Source organism: Alteromonas sp. CyTr2 (assembly GCF_947311905.1).
GTDB lineage: Bacteria > Pseudomonadota > Gammaproteobacteria > Enterobacterales > Alteromonadaceae > Alteromonas > Alteromonas macleodii.
The window spans coordinates 12,574-29,079 of record NZ_CAMZMZ010000039.1 but is presented as its reverse complement, the minus strand read 5'-3'; the positions used below and the strand labels follow the sequence as shown (position 1 = coordinate 29,079).

Annotated in this window: 15 protein-coding genes; 11 read left to right on the top strand and 4 right to left on the bottom strand. The window is 43.5% G+C overall.

What is annotated here, in order from left to right:
* Nucleotides 1-16: 16 nt before the first annotated feature.
* Entirely contained in the window at nt 17-544 is a 528-nt protein-coding gene (locus tag QME20_RS16770; RefSeq protein ID WP_014949426.1) for a DUF2062 domain-containing protein, read from the bottom strand.
* A gap of 120 nt (nt 545-664) precedes the next feature.
* Between QME20_RS16770 and QME20_RS16765 the strand changes: the two genes are divergently transcribed.
* The 6 genes from QME20_RS16765 (at nt 665) to QME20_RS16740 (ending at nt 8,116) form a co-directional block, all read left to right on the top strand.
* The gene (locus QME20_RS16765; RefSeq protein WP_281716284.1) at nt 665-3,349 is read left to right on the top strand and encodes a DNA internalization-related competence protein ComEC/Rec2; all 2,685 of its coding nucleotides are present in this window, start codon (nt 665-667) and stop codon (nt 3,347-3,349) included.
* 207 nt (nt 3,350-3,556) lie between these two features.
* On the top strand, nt 3,557-5,305 hold the full coding sequence (gene msbA, locus QME20_RS16760; RefSeq protein WP_014976526.1) for a lipid A export permease/ATP-binding protein MsbA: 1,749 nt from the start codon (nt 3,557-3,559) through the stop codon (nt 5,303-5,305).
* A complete protein-coding gene (lpxK, locus tag QME20_RS16755; RefSeq protein WP_061485849.1) occupies nt 5,302-6,333 on the top strand; it encodes a tetraacyldisaccharide 4'-kinase in 1,032 nt (343 codons plus the stop codon). Before msbA ends, lpxK begins: the two co-directional genes overlap by 4 nt.
* A gap of 5 nt (nt 6,334-6,338) precedes the next feature.
* The gene (locus QME20_RS16750) at nt 6,339-6,533 is read left to right on the top strand and encodes a Trm112 family protein (RefSeq protein ID WP_014949430.1); all 195 of its coding nucleotides are present in this window, start codon (nt 6,339-6,341) and stop codon (nt 6,531-6,533) included.
* Nucleotides 6,534-6,575: 42 nt separating this feature from the next.
* Complete coding sequence (gene kdsB, locus QME20_RS16745; RefSeq protein ID WP_061485850.1) at nt 6,576-7,325, top strand: 3-deoxy-manno-octulosonate cytidylyltransferase; 750 nt, start codon at nt 6,576-6,578, stop codon at nt 7,323-7,325.
* 131 nt (nt 7,326-7,456) lie between these two features.
* Nucleotides 7,457-8,116 carry an SDR family oxidoreductase gene (locus QME20_RS16740; protein ID WP_014949432.1) on the top strand — a complete coding sequence of 220 codons (660 nt, stop codon included), beginning with the start codon at nt 7,457-7,459 and terminating at the stop codon, nt 8,114-8,116.
* Nucleotides 8,117-8,247: 131 nt separating this feature from the next.
* Here the strand turns inward: QME20_RS16740 and rimO are convergent, their stop codons facing one another.
* Nucleotides 8,248-9,696 carry a 30S ribosomal protein S12 methylthiotransferase RimO gene (gene rimO, locus QME20_RS16735; RefSeq protein WP_281716283.1) on the bottom strand — a complete coding sequence of 483 codons (1,449 nt, stop codon included), beginning with the start codon at nt 9,694-9,696 and terminating at the stop codon, nt 8,248-8,250.
* 305 nt (nt 9,697-10,001) lie between these two features.
* Here rimO and QME20_RS16730 point away from each other — a divergent pair, with 305 nt between their 5' ends.
* A complete protein-coding gene (locus QME20_RS16730) occupies nt 10,002-10,472 on the top strand; it encodes a DUF2919 family protein (protein WP_014976532.1) in 471 nt (156 codons plus the stop codon).
* Nucleotides 10,473-10,562: 90 nt separating this feature from the next.
* On the opposite strand, the gene QME20_RS16725 is transcribed toward QME20_RS16730, so the two are convergent.
* Nucleotides 10,563-10,976, bottom strand: a complete 414-nt coding sequence (locus QME20_RS16725) for a hypothetical protein (RefSeq protein WP_281716282.1) — start codon at nt 10,974-10,976, stop codon at nt 10,563-10,565.
* A 111-nt stretch (nt 10,977-11,087) separates the two neighbouring features.
* Nucleotides 11,088-11,864, bottom strand: a complete 777-nt coding sequence (gene tcdA / locus QME20_RS16720) for a tRNA cyclic N6-threonylcarbamoyladenosine(37) synthase TcdA (protein WP_049587860.1) — start codon at nt 11,862-11,864, stop codon at nt 11,088-11,090.
* Nucleotides 11,865-12,084: 220 nt separating this feature from the next.
* Here tcdA and QME20_RS16715 point away from each other — a divergent pair, with 220 nt between their 5' ends.
* The 4 genes from QME20_RS16715 (at nt 12,085) to QME20_RS16700 (ending at nt 16,272) form a co-directional block, all read left to right on the top strand.
* Nucleotides 12,085-13,050 carry a glutathione S-transferase family protein gene (locus QME20_RS16715; RefSeq protein ID WP_168533534.1) on the top strand — a complete coding sequence of 322 codons (966 nt, stop codon included), beginning with the start codon at nt 12,085-12,087 and terminating at the stop codon, nt 13,048-13,050.
* Nucleotides 13,051-13,134: 84 nt separating this feature from the next.
* Nucleotides 13,135-13,998: a pirin family protein gene (locus QME20_RS16710; protein WP_281716281.1), complete on the top strand. Its 864-nt coding sequence runs from the start codon at nt 13,135-13,137 to the stop codon at nt 13,996-13,998.
* 115 nt (nt 13,999-14,113) lie between these two features.
* Nucleotides 14,114-14,617 (top strand): GNAT family protein, encoded by a 504-nt coding sequence (locus QME20_RS16705; protein WP_281716280.1) that lies wholly within the window; start codon nt 14,114-14,116, stop codon nt 14,615-14,617.
* Between the two features lie 194 nt (nt 14,618-14,811).
* Nucleotides 14,812-16,272 (top strand): phosphomannomutase CpsG, encoded by a 1,461-nt coding sequence (locus tag QME20_RS16700; RefSeq protein ID WP_281716279.1) that lies wholly within the window; start codon nt 14,812-14,814, stop codon nt 16,270-16,272.
* Nucleotides 16,273-16,506 lie beyond the last annotated feature (234 nt).

Below are 16,506 nucleotides of genomic sequence, written 5' to 3'. Positions count from 1 at the left end.
GTGTAGGGCTCTCACGCTAGTGGGCTTCTTGATTCCGCATTTGTCTGCGTCTTTCCCAGGCTTTTTTCACTTGAAAGCGCCAAACCCAGTTCAAAGAGAAATAACCCGCTAGTCCAAACACGACCGAGCAAATTCCACACCCGACTAAAAATGCAGGGCCGATAGTATTAATACTTTCTACAACCCACTGCCAACTAAACTGAAATTCAAAATGCTCAGGCTTGGTCCCAAGTACAGTAGTACCAACCTTGTAAGCCCCATAGAATATAGGCGGAATAGTAAATGGATTAGTCACCCAAACAGTTGCAACAGATAAGGGCAGGTTTGCTCGAAATGGAATAGCTAAACCGGCAGAAAGCCACATTTGAAACGGTACCGGCCAAAACGCGAAAAATAAACCTATGCCAAATGCACCAGATGCAGAACGACGGTTTAAATGCCAAAGATTGGGCTCGTGCAATACGCTACCAAAAATTTTTAAAGCTTTGTTTTGCTTAATGCTTTGGTGATCTGGCAAAAAACGTCGGATAAATTTCTTAGGCATAAATATCAATGCATCTCGAAAATAAAATCAAAAAAGACAGAAAAAATAACAGTAAACGGAATTGCGCAACATGAATTTGCACCACCCACATTCACTCACTGTCAATTGCTACGTGAAAACATGGTCAATCGTATCACAATTTGCTTAAGCTGTTTTTGCGCCAGCGCAATAAGTGCAGTTTTCTGGCAAAAACTTCCAAGTACTCACAGCATGGCATTGATGATTGCCATTTTAATTACATCTGTGACTATCATTATATTCATTTCGACGACAAAACCCGCTGAACATCATGTATTTCCAGAGGAGCTGCTATGTTGGGCAGTGAGCGGACTGCTGTCTGGAGTACTTTGGGTGGCGAGTGTAGGGCATTTTTACTACGCTTGGCAACTGCCCCAAGGGAAAATTCAACAAGATGTCACAATTTCAGGTAGAGTTTTGTCGGGGGGATGTGTCTTCGGCACAGCTAGGGTACCGGAAGCGACTTATCAGTATGTTGTCGCTATTGAGTCGGTCAACCGTGAAAGCACAGCGACATTTTTAGAAAAGGGTATACTTTCCCCTTTGCCTAAGCGTGTTTTAACTAGCACGTTTAATTTCAAAGCTCGTCTTACTCACCAACGTTATGAATTCCCAAATGATCGAAAAAGCCAAGGCTTAGCCAACAAGAAAATCGCATATGCTCAACAGGGGACTATAGGCGTGCGGCCTCAATCAGTTTCTCCGTCCCAGGTGAAATTAAATTGTTTGCACAACGGCGATACCTTCACCGCAATTGTAAAACTTAAACCTGCATACGGTACGGCTAATCCTGTTGGAGCTAGCCGACAACAGCAGTTGGTTAGCCAATTTATTCATGCAACTGGCTATATCAAGTCGATAGAGCACGATAAAACAAAACATAATCACTCAGTGCGTTATGAACTTGCTACAACATTGCAGAAGCTAGACCTTGTTCATGAAAAATGGTGGCGCGCATTGCTGCTAGGGGATAAAACGGGCTTTACGTTGGGTGATTGGACGCTGTTACAACGCACCGGCACTGGGCACATGTTTAGTATATCAGGCATGCATCTATCACTTATCGCTGGGATCTGCTTATTGTTTTTTAACCCTGTTATATTTTTACTCACGCATGTTACTAGCCTATTAGGCAGAGCGAAAGATTGGTTAGTACGTTCAGCCTCCATCAACTATCCGGCAACAGGTCGAAAGAACAGAGAGCAGCAAATAAGTAAGATGTTTCAAACCAGCGCGCCCATTAGAGCCTCTGTGCTTTGTGTGCTTATCGCTGCTTGTTTTTGTTACGCGTTGCTTAGTGGAAGCGCATTGCCGGTTGTGCGTGCGCTGATACTGGTAACTATGGGGAGCGTGCTGTCTCTTTCTCGACATGCATGGCGGCCAGTAAATGTTGCGCTCACAATGCTTACTTTGAGCTTGTTGCTGTTTCCTCTCTCTATATTAAGCGCTAGCTTTTACTTGAGCATAGGGGCTGTACTGTGCATTTGGTTTTTAGTTGTTGTTTGGGGGCTACAGCGAGCACCATGGTATGTGTCTTTGTTTAAACTACAAGTAGCACTTACCGTAATAATGATGCCGCTAACCCTAATATGGTTTGGTAGCGCCAGTTTTGTTGCAGTTGTTACCAACTTAATCGCCTTGCCCGTCATATCGTTACTTTTACCTATTTGTTTAATTTCGTTGTTAGTCCTTCATTTTGCTGAGTTGCCTTTCGCACAACAAGTTACGGGCATGCTTATGCATTACAGTGATGTGTGTTTAGGGTATTTGTTATCGCTTTTGAACGTTCTTAGTCAGTTTTCTGGGAGCGCTATCAATTTTTACGTAAGTAGTGGTGCGGCACTTTGTCTAATTGTCGCTTTGTTTATTTTTCTTTTGCCAACATGGCGGTACAAAGCTATCTGCGTAGCACTTCTCTTGCTCCCATCGCTAAGCATTTTTCAAAAGTGGTTACCTATCAATGAATCGATATGGGCGCTGCATGTATTTGATGCGGGCCAGGCCAGTGCTATTGCAGTGACTGCGGGAGGTCGGGCTATGATTATTGATTCTGGCGCTCAGTTTAATGGCAATGCTCATACTGCAACGAAACACCTTTTACCTTTTTTAGAAAGTAAGCATATTTCGAATATAGATGTTGTAGTTCATACGCATAGTGACAACGATCATGCAGGTGGCGCAGTAGCCATTGAACAACACGCCTTAGCTAAAAAAGCTACTTTCTACACACCAACATTAGGTTGTGAGCGAGGAAAGCGTATACGCTGGCAGAATTTAACAATCTATTTTCTATGGCCGCCAAATGGCAACAAAGAAGACAACAATGCCATGTCGTGTGTGGTTAAAATAACAAGCGACTCTGGTAGCGTGTTAATTCCTGGTGACATTGAGAAAACAAGCGAGTACGCGTTGATAACCCGTGAAATCAAGGATGGTTTTTCAGAGAGCGCTTCAATGGATACTTTAGCGAGTTCTACAAATCTAACTGCCGACATTCTTATTGCGCCGCATCACGGAAGCAAAACGTCTTCTACTAATGTTTTTATAGAACACGTTGCACCAAAAGCTGTGATTTTTACGCAAGGTTATGAGAATCGATGGCAGTTTCCTGCGTATGTTGTGGCTAAACGTTACGAGCGTTTAGGCGTAACGCAATATTTAACAAGCTATCACGGATATATAAGCGCAACCTTCGATAAGGATTCTTTCCATATAGATTCCCAACGTGGAACGTTGAATAAACGCTGGTATTTACCAGGCATAGCACCGCGACACCTCAAAGACTAAGTAATATCGCCAAATGCCAAAAATATTAGCTTGTAACGAAACGAAGATGTGCACGAATACCTTTAAATAGGTATGAAGTGGCCACACATTATTCACTTAGTTGGCAGACTAACCAATTTTGCCGCTATATTAGTGAATTAGAGCGAGAACGAGTACAATACTTCCAACGCGTTTTTGTTAACGTTTCAAACAGGTTAAAAAAACTACATGCAACAAGCCGACAACTCGGATTATCAAATTAAACGCTTTTTACAGTACCTTAAAGCGTATAAAGTGCCTTTCGTTTTTGCCATCATTGGTATGATTGGTTATTCCGCGGTAGATACCTTCGTATTTTCCCAGCTTCAGCCAATGATTGATGAATCACTGGGGAAAAACGACCATGACTACCTGCGTCTAGCCGCATATGCGATTGTGCCGCTCTTTTTGTTACGGGGTGTTTTCAACTTTTTAGGTAGTTACACGCTAAGCTGGATTGGTGCTCAGGTGGTAATGCGCATGCGCCAGCAGTTGTTTGAAAAATACATTCATCTACCAGTGGCATTTCACGATAATCATGCGGTTGGCGGGCTTATCAGTAAAGTCACCTACGACACAGAGCAAGTGGCTAATGCATCTGGTAAGGCGCTGCTAACATTGGTGAGGGAAGGCGCACTGGTCATCGGTTTGCTGTGTGTCATGTTCTATTACTCATGGCAGCTTTCTCTCATATTTCTTTTAATTGGCCCGATTGTGGCGGTGATTGTTTCTATCGTCAGTAAGCGTTTTCGCGTTGTAAGTAAAAACATTCAACAATCAATGGGCAACCTAACATCGTCGGTAGAGCAAGCGGTGAAAGGTCACAAAGTTGTGATCATGTTTGGCGGTCAAGAAATAGAGCAAAAGCGTTTCGAGCAGAAAAACAATCACAACCGTCAACAGTCAATGAAGTTGAATGTCACCTCTATTTTGAGTGTGTCTTCAATACAAGTAATAGCGTCAATTGCCCTCGCTGTCGTTCTGTTTATTGCCAGCACGCCCGGTATGCTTGAAAAGCTTACAGCAGGCGTATTTATTAATGTGGTCTTTTGTATGGTGATGCTGCTTAAACCTCTTAAACAGCTCACTACCATTAATAACCAATTTCAAAAAGGTATGGCAGCCTGCGCCAGTATTTTTGAAATTCTTGATGAAGCAGACGAAGAAGATAAAGGGAAAACCAAAGTAGAGCGCGCAACAGGAAAAATTGAATTTGACGACGTTACGTTCTCTTATCCAGGAAAACAGACGCCCGCGTTATCGAATGTGAGCTTTATCGCAAACCCTGGGCAGTCGATTGCTTTGGTAGGGCGCTCGGGAAGTGGTAAATCGACCATCTCGTCGCTGCTTACACGCTTTTATGTACCGCAAGAAGGTGAAATTCGCTTGGATGACACGGCGCTCAACGATATTGATCTTAAAGATCTGCGGGCGCAGTTTGCCGTGGTATCGCAAAACGTTACGCTATTTAACGATACCATAGCTAACAATATTGCTTATGGTGCGCGCCAAAACGTATCACGTAAAGACATCGAGAATGCGGCAAAGATGGCGCATGTTGAAGAGTTCTTATCAAACTTGCCTGAAGGGTTAGATACGGTTATTGGTGAAAACGGCTTAATGCTTTCGGGTGGTCAGCGTCAGCGTATTGCCATTGCAAGGGCGATACTCGCCGAAGCGCCCATACTTATTCTTGACGAAGCGACATCTGCCCTTGATACAGAATCTGAGCGTTTGATCCAAGACGCATTAGAAACGCTGCAAAAACGATGCACGAGCATTGTTGTGGCGCACCGCTTGTCTACCATCGAAAACGCAGATTGCATTATGGTAGTGGAGCAGGGGCGCATTATTGAAAAAGGTAAACACAACGAATTGCTTGAAAAAGGTGGTCACTACGCGCAACTGCACGCGTTGCAATTTGGTGAGACTAAGTGAGTCAATCACAAAGCAAAACCAAGCACGATAAATGGTATTTCGGCCATCCTTTAGTGTGGCTGCTCTCACCATTTGCGCTGCTGTTCTACTTTATTTCGGCAATTCGCCGGTTACTTTTTAAAATTGGACTCAAAAAGGCCTTTAAGGTTAACGCTCCCGTGATTGTCGTTGGCAACATATCAGTGGGCGGCAACGGAAAAACGCCAGTCGTATTAGCTTTAGCCGATTATTACCAGAAGCAGGGCATTAAGGTCGGTATTTTAAGTCGTGGCTATGGCGCTAAATCACCAGAATACCCGCGATTAGTGAAAGGCGAAGATGATGCGTCTGAAGTGGGTGACGAACCTCGTTTACTGGCCATTAGAAGCCAGTGCGACGTTGTTATCGATCCAGTCCGCGCACGTGGAGCCGCGTACTTAAGTGACGAATTACACTGCGATTTAATTATTTGTGATGACGGCCTTCAACATTACGCACTTCATCGCGACGTTGAAATTGTGGTGATGGACGATAGAAAAGTAGGCAGTGGTTATTTGCTGCCAATGGGGCCACTTCGCGAAGGACAATGGCGCCTTGGTACCGTTGATGCGCTAGTACATAATAGCCGTTCAATGCCGACATTTAGCCATGCTGTAGCGCCTCAATATCTAATGACCTTAGTAGCTGGGGACTTCACCTCTGTTTCAAACAGAGTAAGAACCAGTCCCCTTGAAGAGATACAAAAAGTGCCGTGCAACGCAATTGCTGGAATAGGTTCACCTCAGCGTTTTTTCTCTCAGCTTAAAGAAATGGGTATCCAGCTTTCTTCAGCTACACCGCTGGCGGATCACCATGCGATCACACGGTCAGACATACCGAATGGCAGAGTATTAATGACAGAAAAAGACGCCGTTAAAGCTGCACCTTTTGCTCATAACGACTGCTGGTTTTTACCTGTTACCGCGCATTTAGCGCCAGACTTTTTTAATTTAGTAAATGTGAAACTTGCCAAGGCAGGTTTGAAGATCAACCAAGACGGACAGGAATAATAACAATGGCCTTTGATAAAAAGCTTTTAGAAGTTTTGGCTTGCCCAGTGTGTAAGGGAAAATTAGTTCTGAGTGATGATAGCACCCAGTTAGTGTGTCGATTTGATAGATTGGCTTTCGATATTAAAGATGGCATCCCTGTACTTATCGAAAGTAAAGCAACAGCATTGTCGTTAGACGATGTTGACGCGACACGGTAATAAAACGTTAAACTAAGTGGTAAATAAGGGCGAAATAAAGTTATGTCATTTACAGTTGTGATCCCTGCTCGATACGGCTCAAGTCGGTTTCCTGGCAAACCCTTAGCGCTTATTGATGGAAAGCCGATGATTCAACATGTGGTTGAACGTGCTAAAGAAGCTGGAGCGGATAACGTCATTGTTGCCACGGACGATGAACGTATTCAAAACGTCGTGCTAGGTTTTGCTCAAGTATGCATGACGTCTGTCAACCACCAATCTGGAACAGAGCGCATTGCCGAGGTTATCGAAAAAGAAGGCATTGCGAGTTCTACTATTGTGGTTAATGTACAGGGGGATGAGCCATTTATTCCCGCCGAAAACATCAGGCAGGTTGCAGATAATCTTGCCAATGCGCCTCAGTGTCAGATGGCTACGTTATCTACGCCTATTGAACGTGTTGAGGATGTGTTTAACCCCAATATCGTTAAGGTATTGGTAAACGAAAAGGGTGAGTCTATCTATTTTTCACGTTCTCCTATTCCTTTTGAACGCGATCACATGATGGCAAAGCCGCAATCTGCAAATACGTCGCTGTACAAACGCCATATAGGTATTTATGCCTATCGTGCTGAATACGTTAAGCAATATGTTGCTTATGCGCCTAGCTCTCTGGAGCAAATTGAATCCTTAGAACAGCTTCGAGCCATATGGTATGGCGATAAGATTCACTGTGAGGTGGCGATAGCGCCACCGCCAGTTGGAATTGATACCCCGGAAGATCTAGAACGTCTTTTAAAGACTATAAGTTAATAAGAAATGAGTGCTGAAATAGGGCTGACGCCTTGTAGTAAATTAGCAACAAGCCTTATCTAAACAGCCAGTTCTTATAAAAGGTGAGTGAAACCTTTTAAACGCATACACATAGTAACAAGGGAACCGTTATGAACGTAGTTATTACCGGTGGCAACAGAGGCATAGGCCTTGCGCTCACCAAGCAATATAAAGCACGTGGTGCGAAAGTTTATGCTACCTGTCGAAACAGTTGCGACGAGCTAAACAGTGCTGGTGTGACAATCATCAAAGGTGTGGACGTATCCCAACCAGAAATGTTGGCTGAAAAGCTTGCACCTTTAATGGACGTTAACATCGATTTGCTCATTAATAATGCCGGAGTGCTCGGACGAGAGAGTATTGACGATTGGGATCCAAATACCATCGATTATCAATTTAGGGTTAATGCATTAGGTCCATTGTTAGTTACTCAAACACTATTACCCGCAATGGCAAAAGACGGTAAAATTGCCATGATAACCAGTCGCATGGGTTCAATGGCAGACAATGGGTCAGGCGGCTACTATGGCTACCGAATGTCCAAAGCCGCACTAAACGCGGCGGGAGTTTCCATGGCGAATGATTTGAAACCCAAGGGGATTGCAGTAGGTATTTTCCATCCTGGATTCGTTCAAACAGAAATGGTGAATGGAGCGGGAGATATTGATGCTGATACCTGTGCTGAGCGTTTGTCACAACGCATAGATGAGCTAAATGTATCTAACGCAGGTCGCTTCATCCATTCAAATGGTGATGAGTTGCCTTGGTAGGGAACTTCAAACTCTTGCCGCTTTAAAGCAATAAAAAACCTATCAGCGACGAGCCTATAGGTTTTTTATTTCTTCACGTAAATAAGTGGCGTGTTAAGATTGATTTTTAAGCTGCCTTGTCAGGCCTACTATTAGTTTGCTGAATCAGCGTCTTCTTCGTCTTGGTCTTCAGACAATACTGCCCATACGTCGTGTTCGTTAGCGTGAATAACTTCAGCCCATACACGATCGCCAGGTTTTACGTCATAAACACCGTTTAAATGAACCAGACCATCAACTTCCGGTGCGTCGGCATAGGTACGGCCGACGGCACCTTCCGCATCAACGCTGTCGATAACAACTTGATATTCGTTACCGATTCTCGCTTGAAGTCGCGCTGCGCTTATTTCGCCCTGTACTTCCATAAACCGTGCAAGGCGAGCTTGTTTCACTTCTTCTGGCACTGGGTCAGGGAGGTCATTTGCTCTTGCACCTTCAACAGGGGAATAGGCGAATGCACCAACACGATCAAGCTGCGCTTCGCGAAGGAAGTCCAATAACTCTTCAAACTCTTCTTCCGTTTCGCCCGGAAAGCCGACGATGAATGTCGAACGAATGACTAATGATGGGCACTGTTCGCGCCACTTTTTAACGCGCTCTAGCACGCGCTCAGCACTACCTGGGCGTTTCATTAACTTAAGAATACGTTTGTTGGCGTGTTGAAACGGAATATCCAAGTAAGGAAGGATTTTACCTTCGTTCATTAGTGGAATTAGGTCATCCACATGCGGGTAAGGGTACACGTAATGTAATCGGACCCAAATGCCCATTTCGCCCAGCTTTTCACACAACTGTTGCATGTGTGCTTTAACCGGCATGCCGTTCCAAAAGCCCGTTCTATGCTTAACATCAACACCATAGGCGCTAGTGTCTTGTGAAATAACCAATAGCTCTTTAACACCAGCATCTTTCAAACGCTTAGCTTCATCGAGTACGTTACCCACTGGGCGGCTGACAAGGTCGCCACGCATAGAAGGAATGATACAGAACGTGCAACGGTGGTTACAGCCTTCTGAAATCTTCAAGTAAGCATAATGACGAGGCGTTAATTTAACGCCGTGATCAGGAATAAGGTCTTCAAACGGATTGTGCTGGGGTTTTGGAAGATGATCGTGTACTTGCTCAACTACCGTTTCGTAGGCATGAGGCCCCGTGATAGCCAGTACATTTGGATGAAGCTCTCTAATTTCGTCTTCTTTAACACCTAAACACCCGGTAACGATAACTTTGCCGTTTTCTTTAAGTGCTTCGCCTATAGTGTCTAATGACTCTTCTACCGCCGCGTCAATGAATCCACAGGTGTTAACGATAACCAAGTCGGCATCGTTGTAGGTAGGGACTACGTCATAACCTTCGGTGCGAAGTTGAGTAAGAATACGCTCTGAATCAACTAAGTTCTTAGGGCAACCTAAGCTAACAAAACCAATTCTGCTGCCATTGCTTTGTTGCGAAGGTTTGTTGTCACTTAATACCTTCACTGGCGTTTCTAGCGTGGTGGTTTTATTTACTACTTTGTTTGGATTAAACGTTTCTACTGTCATCTAAAATATCACCTGGAAAATGACTGAGCTTAAAATGGCCGCGGATTATACAGGAAAACACGCTTGTACGCAGTATATATAATTAGCGACCAAGATATAAATTATTGACGCATTCTCACAGTACAGCCGTAATTTAGGCACTAAACGTGAAAACAAGTGTAAACGGCCACGGGTTTCATTGTAAAAGCGGCACGAACAAGGTTTAAAAACACCTTACTCACCCCCACATTTATCACTTCTTGAAAGTAAACATATCAGAGTTGAATGCTCTTTAGGGTTCAAATTAATAAAATAGAAGTGAATGCATGCTTAAATTACCGCTAACTTTTTATGATGAGTCAGGGCGAATTCTTCCTCCCCGTTGGCTTTACAGCGTGTTTATACTTCTATGCATTGACTGGCTCGCGTTCGTCTTTTCTCTGGCTTCCCGCACTCAAACTAGTGAGCTACTTACGTTCTTTTACCCACAAAAGGAAACGTTAGGGTTGGGGTTAGCGGCAAGTTTACCTGTGTTAATTGCGTTATCTTTGGTTAGTCAACGAGATCGCTTGTGGAAAAAAGGCTTTTTAGCATGGCGCCGATGGGTTATTCCGCTGGCTCAATTGGGAGTGTTGGCATTGTTGAGTGTTCAGCTTTACTACGCTATGCATCATCACTGGGGGTTTGAAACTATTACGGGTGTAAAAATCGTTTTTTACAGTATAGCCTTGTACGCAATTTCAAAAAGTCGTCATTTAAAGTGGATGGTAGAGGATTGGGAAACACCTAACCCCTGAACCTCATTCTCCAAAAACATCTTTATTGGAAATATATTTAATGCACTCAATTGAACAGACGTTAAACTGAGTGCAAAATCTGTGAGAACGTTAGTGGCTGCGTAAGTGGTTCCCCAACGCCTGTTCATAGTAGGCAAATACGCTGATTTGACTGTCGTTAACCAGACGTTCATAGCAAATACCCGCTAAGGCATAGGTATTTTCACCAACCTGAAGAAAAACGGCAGGTGCTTTAGGATTTGACTGATCGTAAATCCATTCACCATCTAGCTGCGCTTTTAAAATTTCTCCAACGTAAGCGCCAAAGATATTACAGATGGTGAACACTGCTTCATCTTCTAACGCTAAATCGTGATATTTATCTACGAAACTAAGTAAAATGTCGTCCACCAGTGCTACGCTAGCGGGTGAGTGGTCGAGTACAATATCGAACTCATCAGTTGCTGTTACCACAGCGTCCTTCGCGCAATCTGCCATTAATTTATTGAGTTCATCAGGTGACATGTTGTTCTCCTTCTCACCGATACTTTTGTTATAACAAGCTAACGCTTAAAAAGTCGTTAAGACAAGGTGTTATAAGTTTTTGACTATTGTGCGCAAGTTATCGGCCAAAGTCTATTTTTGTCCAGTTAATCTATTTATTACACTTGCAGCGGCAAACATACCAAAGGTGGCGGTTACCGTGACCACAGCACCAAAGCCGCCTGCACAGTCTAGTCGAGTACCACCTTCCATTGCAGATTTGTTGTAACAAACCGAGCCGTCTGGTTGTGGGTAGCGCAATTGTTCTGTTGAATAGATACACTCAACGCCAAAGCGACGTTTTGGGTTTTTACTAAAATTATAGTTACGTCTAAGCTCACTGCGTAGCTTAGCTGCTAGGGGGTCTTGTGTTGTTTTAGCTAAATCGCCTTTAGTGACTTGAGTTGGGTCTATTTGACCGCCCGCACCGCCAACCGTAACAATGGGAATTTTGTTGCGTTTACAGTGAGCTATCATCGCCGCTTTAGCGCGAATACTGTCAGTGGCATCGACTACAGCGTGCATTTCTTTGGTTAAAAGCGTGGCCGTATTGTCTGGGGTGACAAAATCCTCAATACATTTCACTTTGCAAGCAGGATTTATCAAGTGAATTCTCGATGCAATGGCGTCGACCTTTGCTTCTCCTATGGTATTGGAAAGCGCGTGAATTTGACGATTTGTATTAGTTACGCAAACATCGTCTAAATCAATAAGGGTTATAGTACCTATGCCCGAACGAGCTAGTGCTTCTGCAGTCCAACTTCCCACACCGCCAATGCCGACTACAGCCACATGACTGTTGGCTAAATTATTAGTTTGCTGTGCGCCATACAAACGCACAATACCGCCTAAACGTGGATCATCAGACATGTTTCACTTCACTTAAAAATAAACTAACTCAAAGGCGTGTGATTTCACAAAAACGTTCAAACACGCTAGCAGGGCGCGCATCATCTCAAAAGTGAACACTAAAGATCAATACACTCCAGTTTTTTCGAATAATAAATCCGATTTTAAGCGACATACGTTCTACCCAATACATGTTTAAATGAATTCATTGTTTAACGAAGTAATAAAAAGGGGCAGGCATATGGGCTTACTCGTTGATGGAAAATGGCAGGACAAGTGGTACGACACCAGCAAAAATGGTGGGAAATTTGAGCGCCAAGCATCTAAATTTCGTGACAAAGTTAGTAATGAAGATGGTTCCACGTTTCCCGCTGAATCTGGTCGCTATCATCTTTATGTCTCGTTAGCTTGTCCTTGGGCCCACAGGGCGCTCATATTTAGAAAGTTAAAGGGATTGGAGGCGCATATTGATGTTTCGGTGGTACACCCTGAGATGCTTGGTCAAGGCTGGGAGTTTAAAGATTACCCAGGATCAACGGGGGATAAGCTTTATAACTTCGATTATGCGCATCAAATTTATACTAAGGCAGAACCTGAGATAACCACCCGTGTCACTGTTCCAATCCTTTGGGACAAACGAACAGAAACTATCGTTAATAATGAATCAGCTGAAATTATCCGTATTTTTAACAGTGGGTTTAATTCACTGACTGATAATGAAGACGATTATTATCCTAACGCCCAACGTGAAGAAATTGATGCCATCAACAATATGGTGTATCACGACATAAATAATGGCGTGTACAAAGCTGGATTTGCTACAACGCAAGAGGCCTATGAAGAGGCAGTAACTGCATTGTTCTGCGCCCTAGATAGGGTTGAAGAAAGGTTGAGCAAACAACGTTATTTGGTTGGCAGCAAAATAACAGAAGCTGACTGGCGCTTATTTACCACGCTGATACGCTTCGACGCTGTGTATCACGGGCACTTTAAATGCAATAAAAAACAAATTGCAGACTATCCAAATATTTACGGCTATATGAAAGAACTTTATCAAGTTCCGGGTGTTGCTGAAACGGTAAACTTCGACCATATCAAAAGGCACTATTACTACAGCCATACTATGATAAATCCAACCCAGGTAATCCCCGTTGGGCCAGAGCAAGATCTTATGTCGCCTCACGGTCGCGATAAAATGGGACGTTGAAGCACCCAAGGTCGGTAATACAAAAAGCTAAACGTGAAGCTCGTAAAAGATAGTGAAGGTTAAGATTTAAGGTAGATACACATTATGTCAGTGGAAGTGAGTGAACAAAAATCGATAGAGAAAGTGGTTACAGGTATGCCAACAAGTGATGGCGCGGGGGTGTCCCTTACACGTATTATCGGACAACCTGATCTACCTCGCCTCGATCCCTTTTTAATGTTGGATTTTTTTGGTTCAGATAATCCAGGTGAATACATTGCTGGTTTTCCACCACATCCTCACCGTGGTTTTCAGACAGTTACTTATATGCTTGCAGGAAAAATGCGCCATAAAGACTCTGTAGGCAATGAGGGGGTTATTGATGCTGGTGGCATTCAATGGATGAATGCGGGTCGAGGCATAATACATGAAGAAATGCCAGAGCAGGAGGAGGGCTTGTTACAAGGCTTTCAGCTGTGGGTGAATCTTCCGGCCGTAGAGAAAATGTCAGCGCCTAACTATCAAGACATACAGCCAGATAGTGTGCTTACAGTACACATTCAAGATGCAGTAATCAAAGTGTTAGCAGGTGAAATTGACGGTGTGAAAGGGCCTGTGAAGACAACGGCGGTTGCTCCTACTTTTTTAGACGTTGCACTACGAAGCGGGAGTTCGGAAATTGCACTGGGTTCGGATGAAGCTGCCTTTATTTATGTGTACGAGGGAAGCGTGGTCATTAATAGCGGCGAACTTAGCAAAGAAACAATTGTGTCGCAGGGAGAGCTGGGTGTTTTGTCACAAAGTGGCAAGCAGCTATCTGTATCCGCTGATACAGGTTGTAAGTTTATAGTGGTCTCAGGTAAACCTATTGAAGAGCCTGTTGTCCAACATGGGCCTTTTGTAATGAACACTCAGCAGGAAATTGTTCAGGCATTTAACGATTACCAAAGCGGTTCATTAGCAAAGTAGATACAAGGTTTGCCTGATTTGATTCGACGATGGGTAATTATCTATGCGGACTGGTAGTAGACTGGGCTTTTAGTCAATACCTCTTCATTAGGTTCAGCAAGGAGCTGCACTGCCAATGCATTTTGAAAGCGTCGCCGAAAAACATGTGCTATCACTCTTAGAATTTGAGCGTAGTAACAAAGCCTATTTTGAATTGTCTATAGCACCAAGAGAGGCAGCGTTTTATTCATTGGATGGCGTTGGCTACCACATTAGCGAATTGCTTTACTTACAACAGCAGAAAAGAGCTTGGGGTTTTGTGCTTGTTGATGAGCAACGAAATAACCAGATTGTAGCGCGTGCTAACATCAAAAATAGAGCAGGCGACAAGGCGGAAATCGGCTATCGAGTTGCAGAGAAGGATTGTGGAAAAGGCATTGCTTCTCGCTGCGTCTCATTTTTAATTGAGGAGGCCAAAAGCATGGGCATAAAATTGCTGACTGCTGAAGTCATGGACAATAACGCCGCTTCTGAAAAAGTTCTTATCAAGAATGTTTTTAGTCCAAAGCTGTGCTTTCGCCGAAAGTATCGTCATCAAGGCGCTTTCCATAACAGTATCTACTTCGAACTCGCGCTTTAAACTCATCGGTTGAAAACAGCGTTAGCAAAACGTTGTGCTGTTCAAATTGAATTAGTAATTCACTCCCTCTAGTGATTTAATATCAGTATGTCTAATCTCTTTTACGACGATAACAAAGGGGCGTATGCGCTTTTTTGTTGTAAAAAGCGATAATGTAATCATAAATAGTTAAAACACAGGGAATTTCGATCCAAATGGCAACCCCAATTACCTGCTTTAAAGCGTACGATATTCGTGGCGAATTGAACTCACAACTGACTGAAGATGTAGCGTATCGAATTGGCTATGCTTTTGCGCAAGAATTAAATGCGAAAACTGTTGTTGTTGGTAGTGATGTGCGTCTTACGTCAACACCATTAAAATTAGCGTTAAGCGCGGGTCTAATCGATGCTGGTGCAACAGTGACCGATATTGGCATGGCAGGAACAGAAGAAATTTACTTCGCTACCAAACACCTTGGCGTTGATGGTGGTATTGAAGTAACGGCAAGTCATAACCCCATTAATTACAACGGTATGAAACTAGTGAAGTCAGGCTCTGTTCCAATTAGTGGCGACACAGGCCTAAACGCGATAAAAGAGAAAGGGGAAGCACTAGAAGATAGCTTCGTGTCAGAGCGATTAGCACACTACACTGAGGGTGCGTTGATTGATGCTGATGCGTTTTTTAACGGTACGGCCCATGTAAAAGAAGACAAGCTTTCTGAGACCGATAAATATGCGGTTAAATCGTGTATGTCTGACTATGTTTCTCACATGCTTTCTTACGTTAATTTGAGCAATTTTACGCCGTTAAAAGTGGTGGTTAATGCAGGTAATGGTGCCGCAGGCCCCGCGCTAGACGCTATTGAAAAAGAAATGAAAGTGCAGGGTGTTCCGATAGAGTTTGTTAAAGTACATCACAATGCTGATGGTACATTTCCAAACGGCATCCCCAATCCATTGTTACCTGAAAACCGTGCTGACACCGCTGATGCTGTTAAAGCGTCGGGGGCTGATTTTGGCATTGCATGGGATGGTGATTTCGACCGTTGCTTCTTGTTTGACGCTGATGGTGAATTTATTGAAGGATATTATATCGTTGGCTTGCTTGCTGAAGCCTTTATCGAGAAAAACACCGACAGTAAAATCATTTATGACCCTCGCGTATACTGGAATACAGAAGATATCGTAGCGAATGCAGGTGGTACGCCCATTAAGTCGAAAACCGGCCATGCGTTTATTAAGGAGCGTATGCGCAAAGAAGATGCGGTCTATGGCGGTGAAATGAGTGCGCACCATTACTTTAGAGATTTTGCCTACTGTGATTCAGGCATGATCCCTTGGTTGTTAATTGCCGAATTGGTGTGTGTGAAAAAGCAAACACTAGCGAGTATGGTAAAAGCGCGAATTGAAGCGTTTCCATCTTCTGGTGAAATTAACAGTAAACTAAAAGATGCTGACGCAGCGCTGGAACGCGTTACAAATAAATATCAGCCACTAGCCAGCGTAATCGATACTACCGATGGTTTGGGCCTGGAGTTTGGCACATGGCGCTTTAATTTACGTAAATCGAATACTGAGCCAGTTATTCGTTTAAATGTTGAAAGTAAAGGCGACATTGCGTTGATGGAACAAAAAACCGAAGAGCTACTTTCGCTTATTCGCGCTGAATAACCACGGTACTTTTCGTTAATAACGCTAGGTCAACAGGCCCTAGATAAGTAAAAAACGAAGGCGATAATATAGTGATATTATCGCCTTTTTTGTTTTCGATATTTGAACTTGTTAAAGCTCTATTTATCAATCGCTTAAGCTGGTTATGCGTAACCGTTTTGATTGAGTTAGACACTCGCTTAATCACTGCAGGCTTTAGCCTCTATTACTTTTATTGCAATTAACTAATGTCAT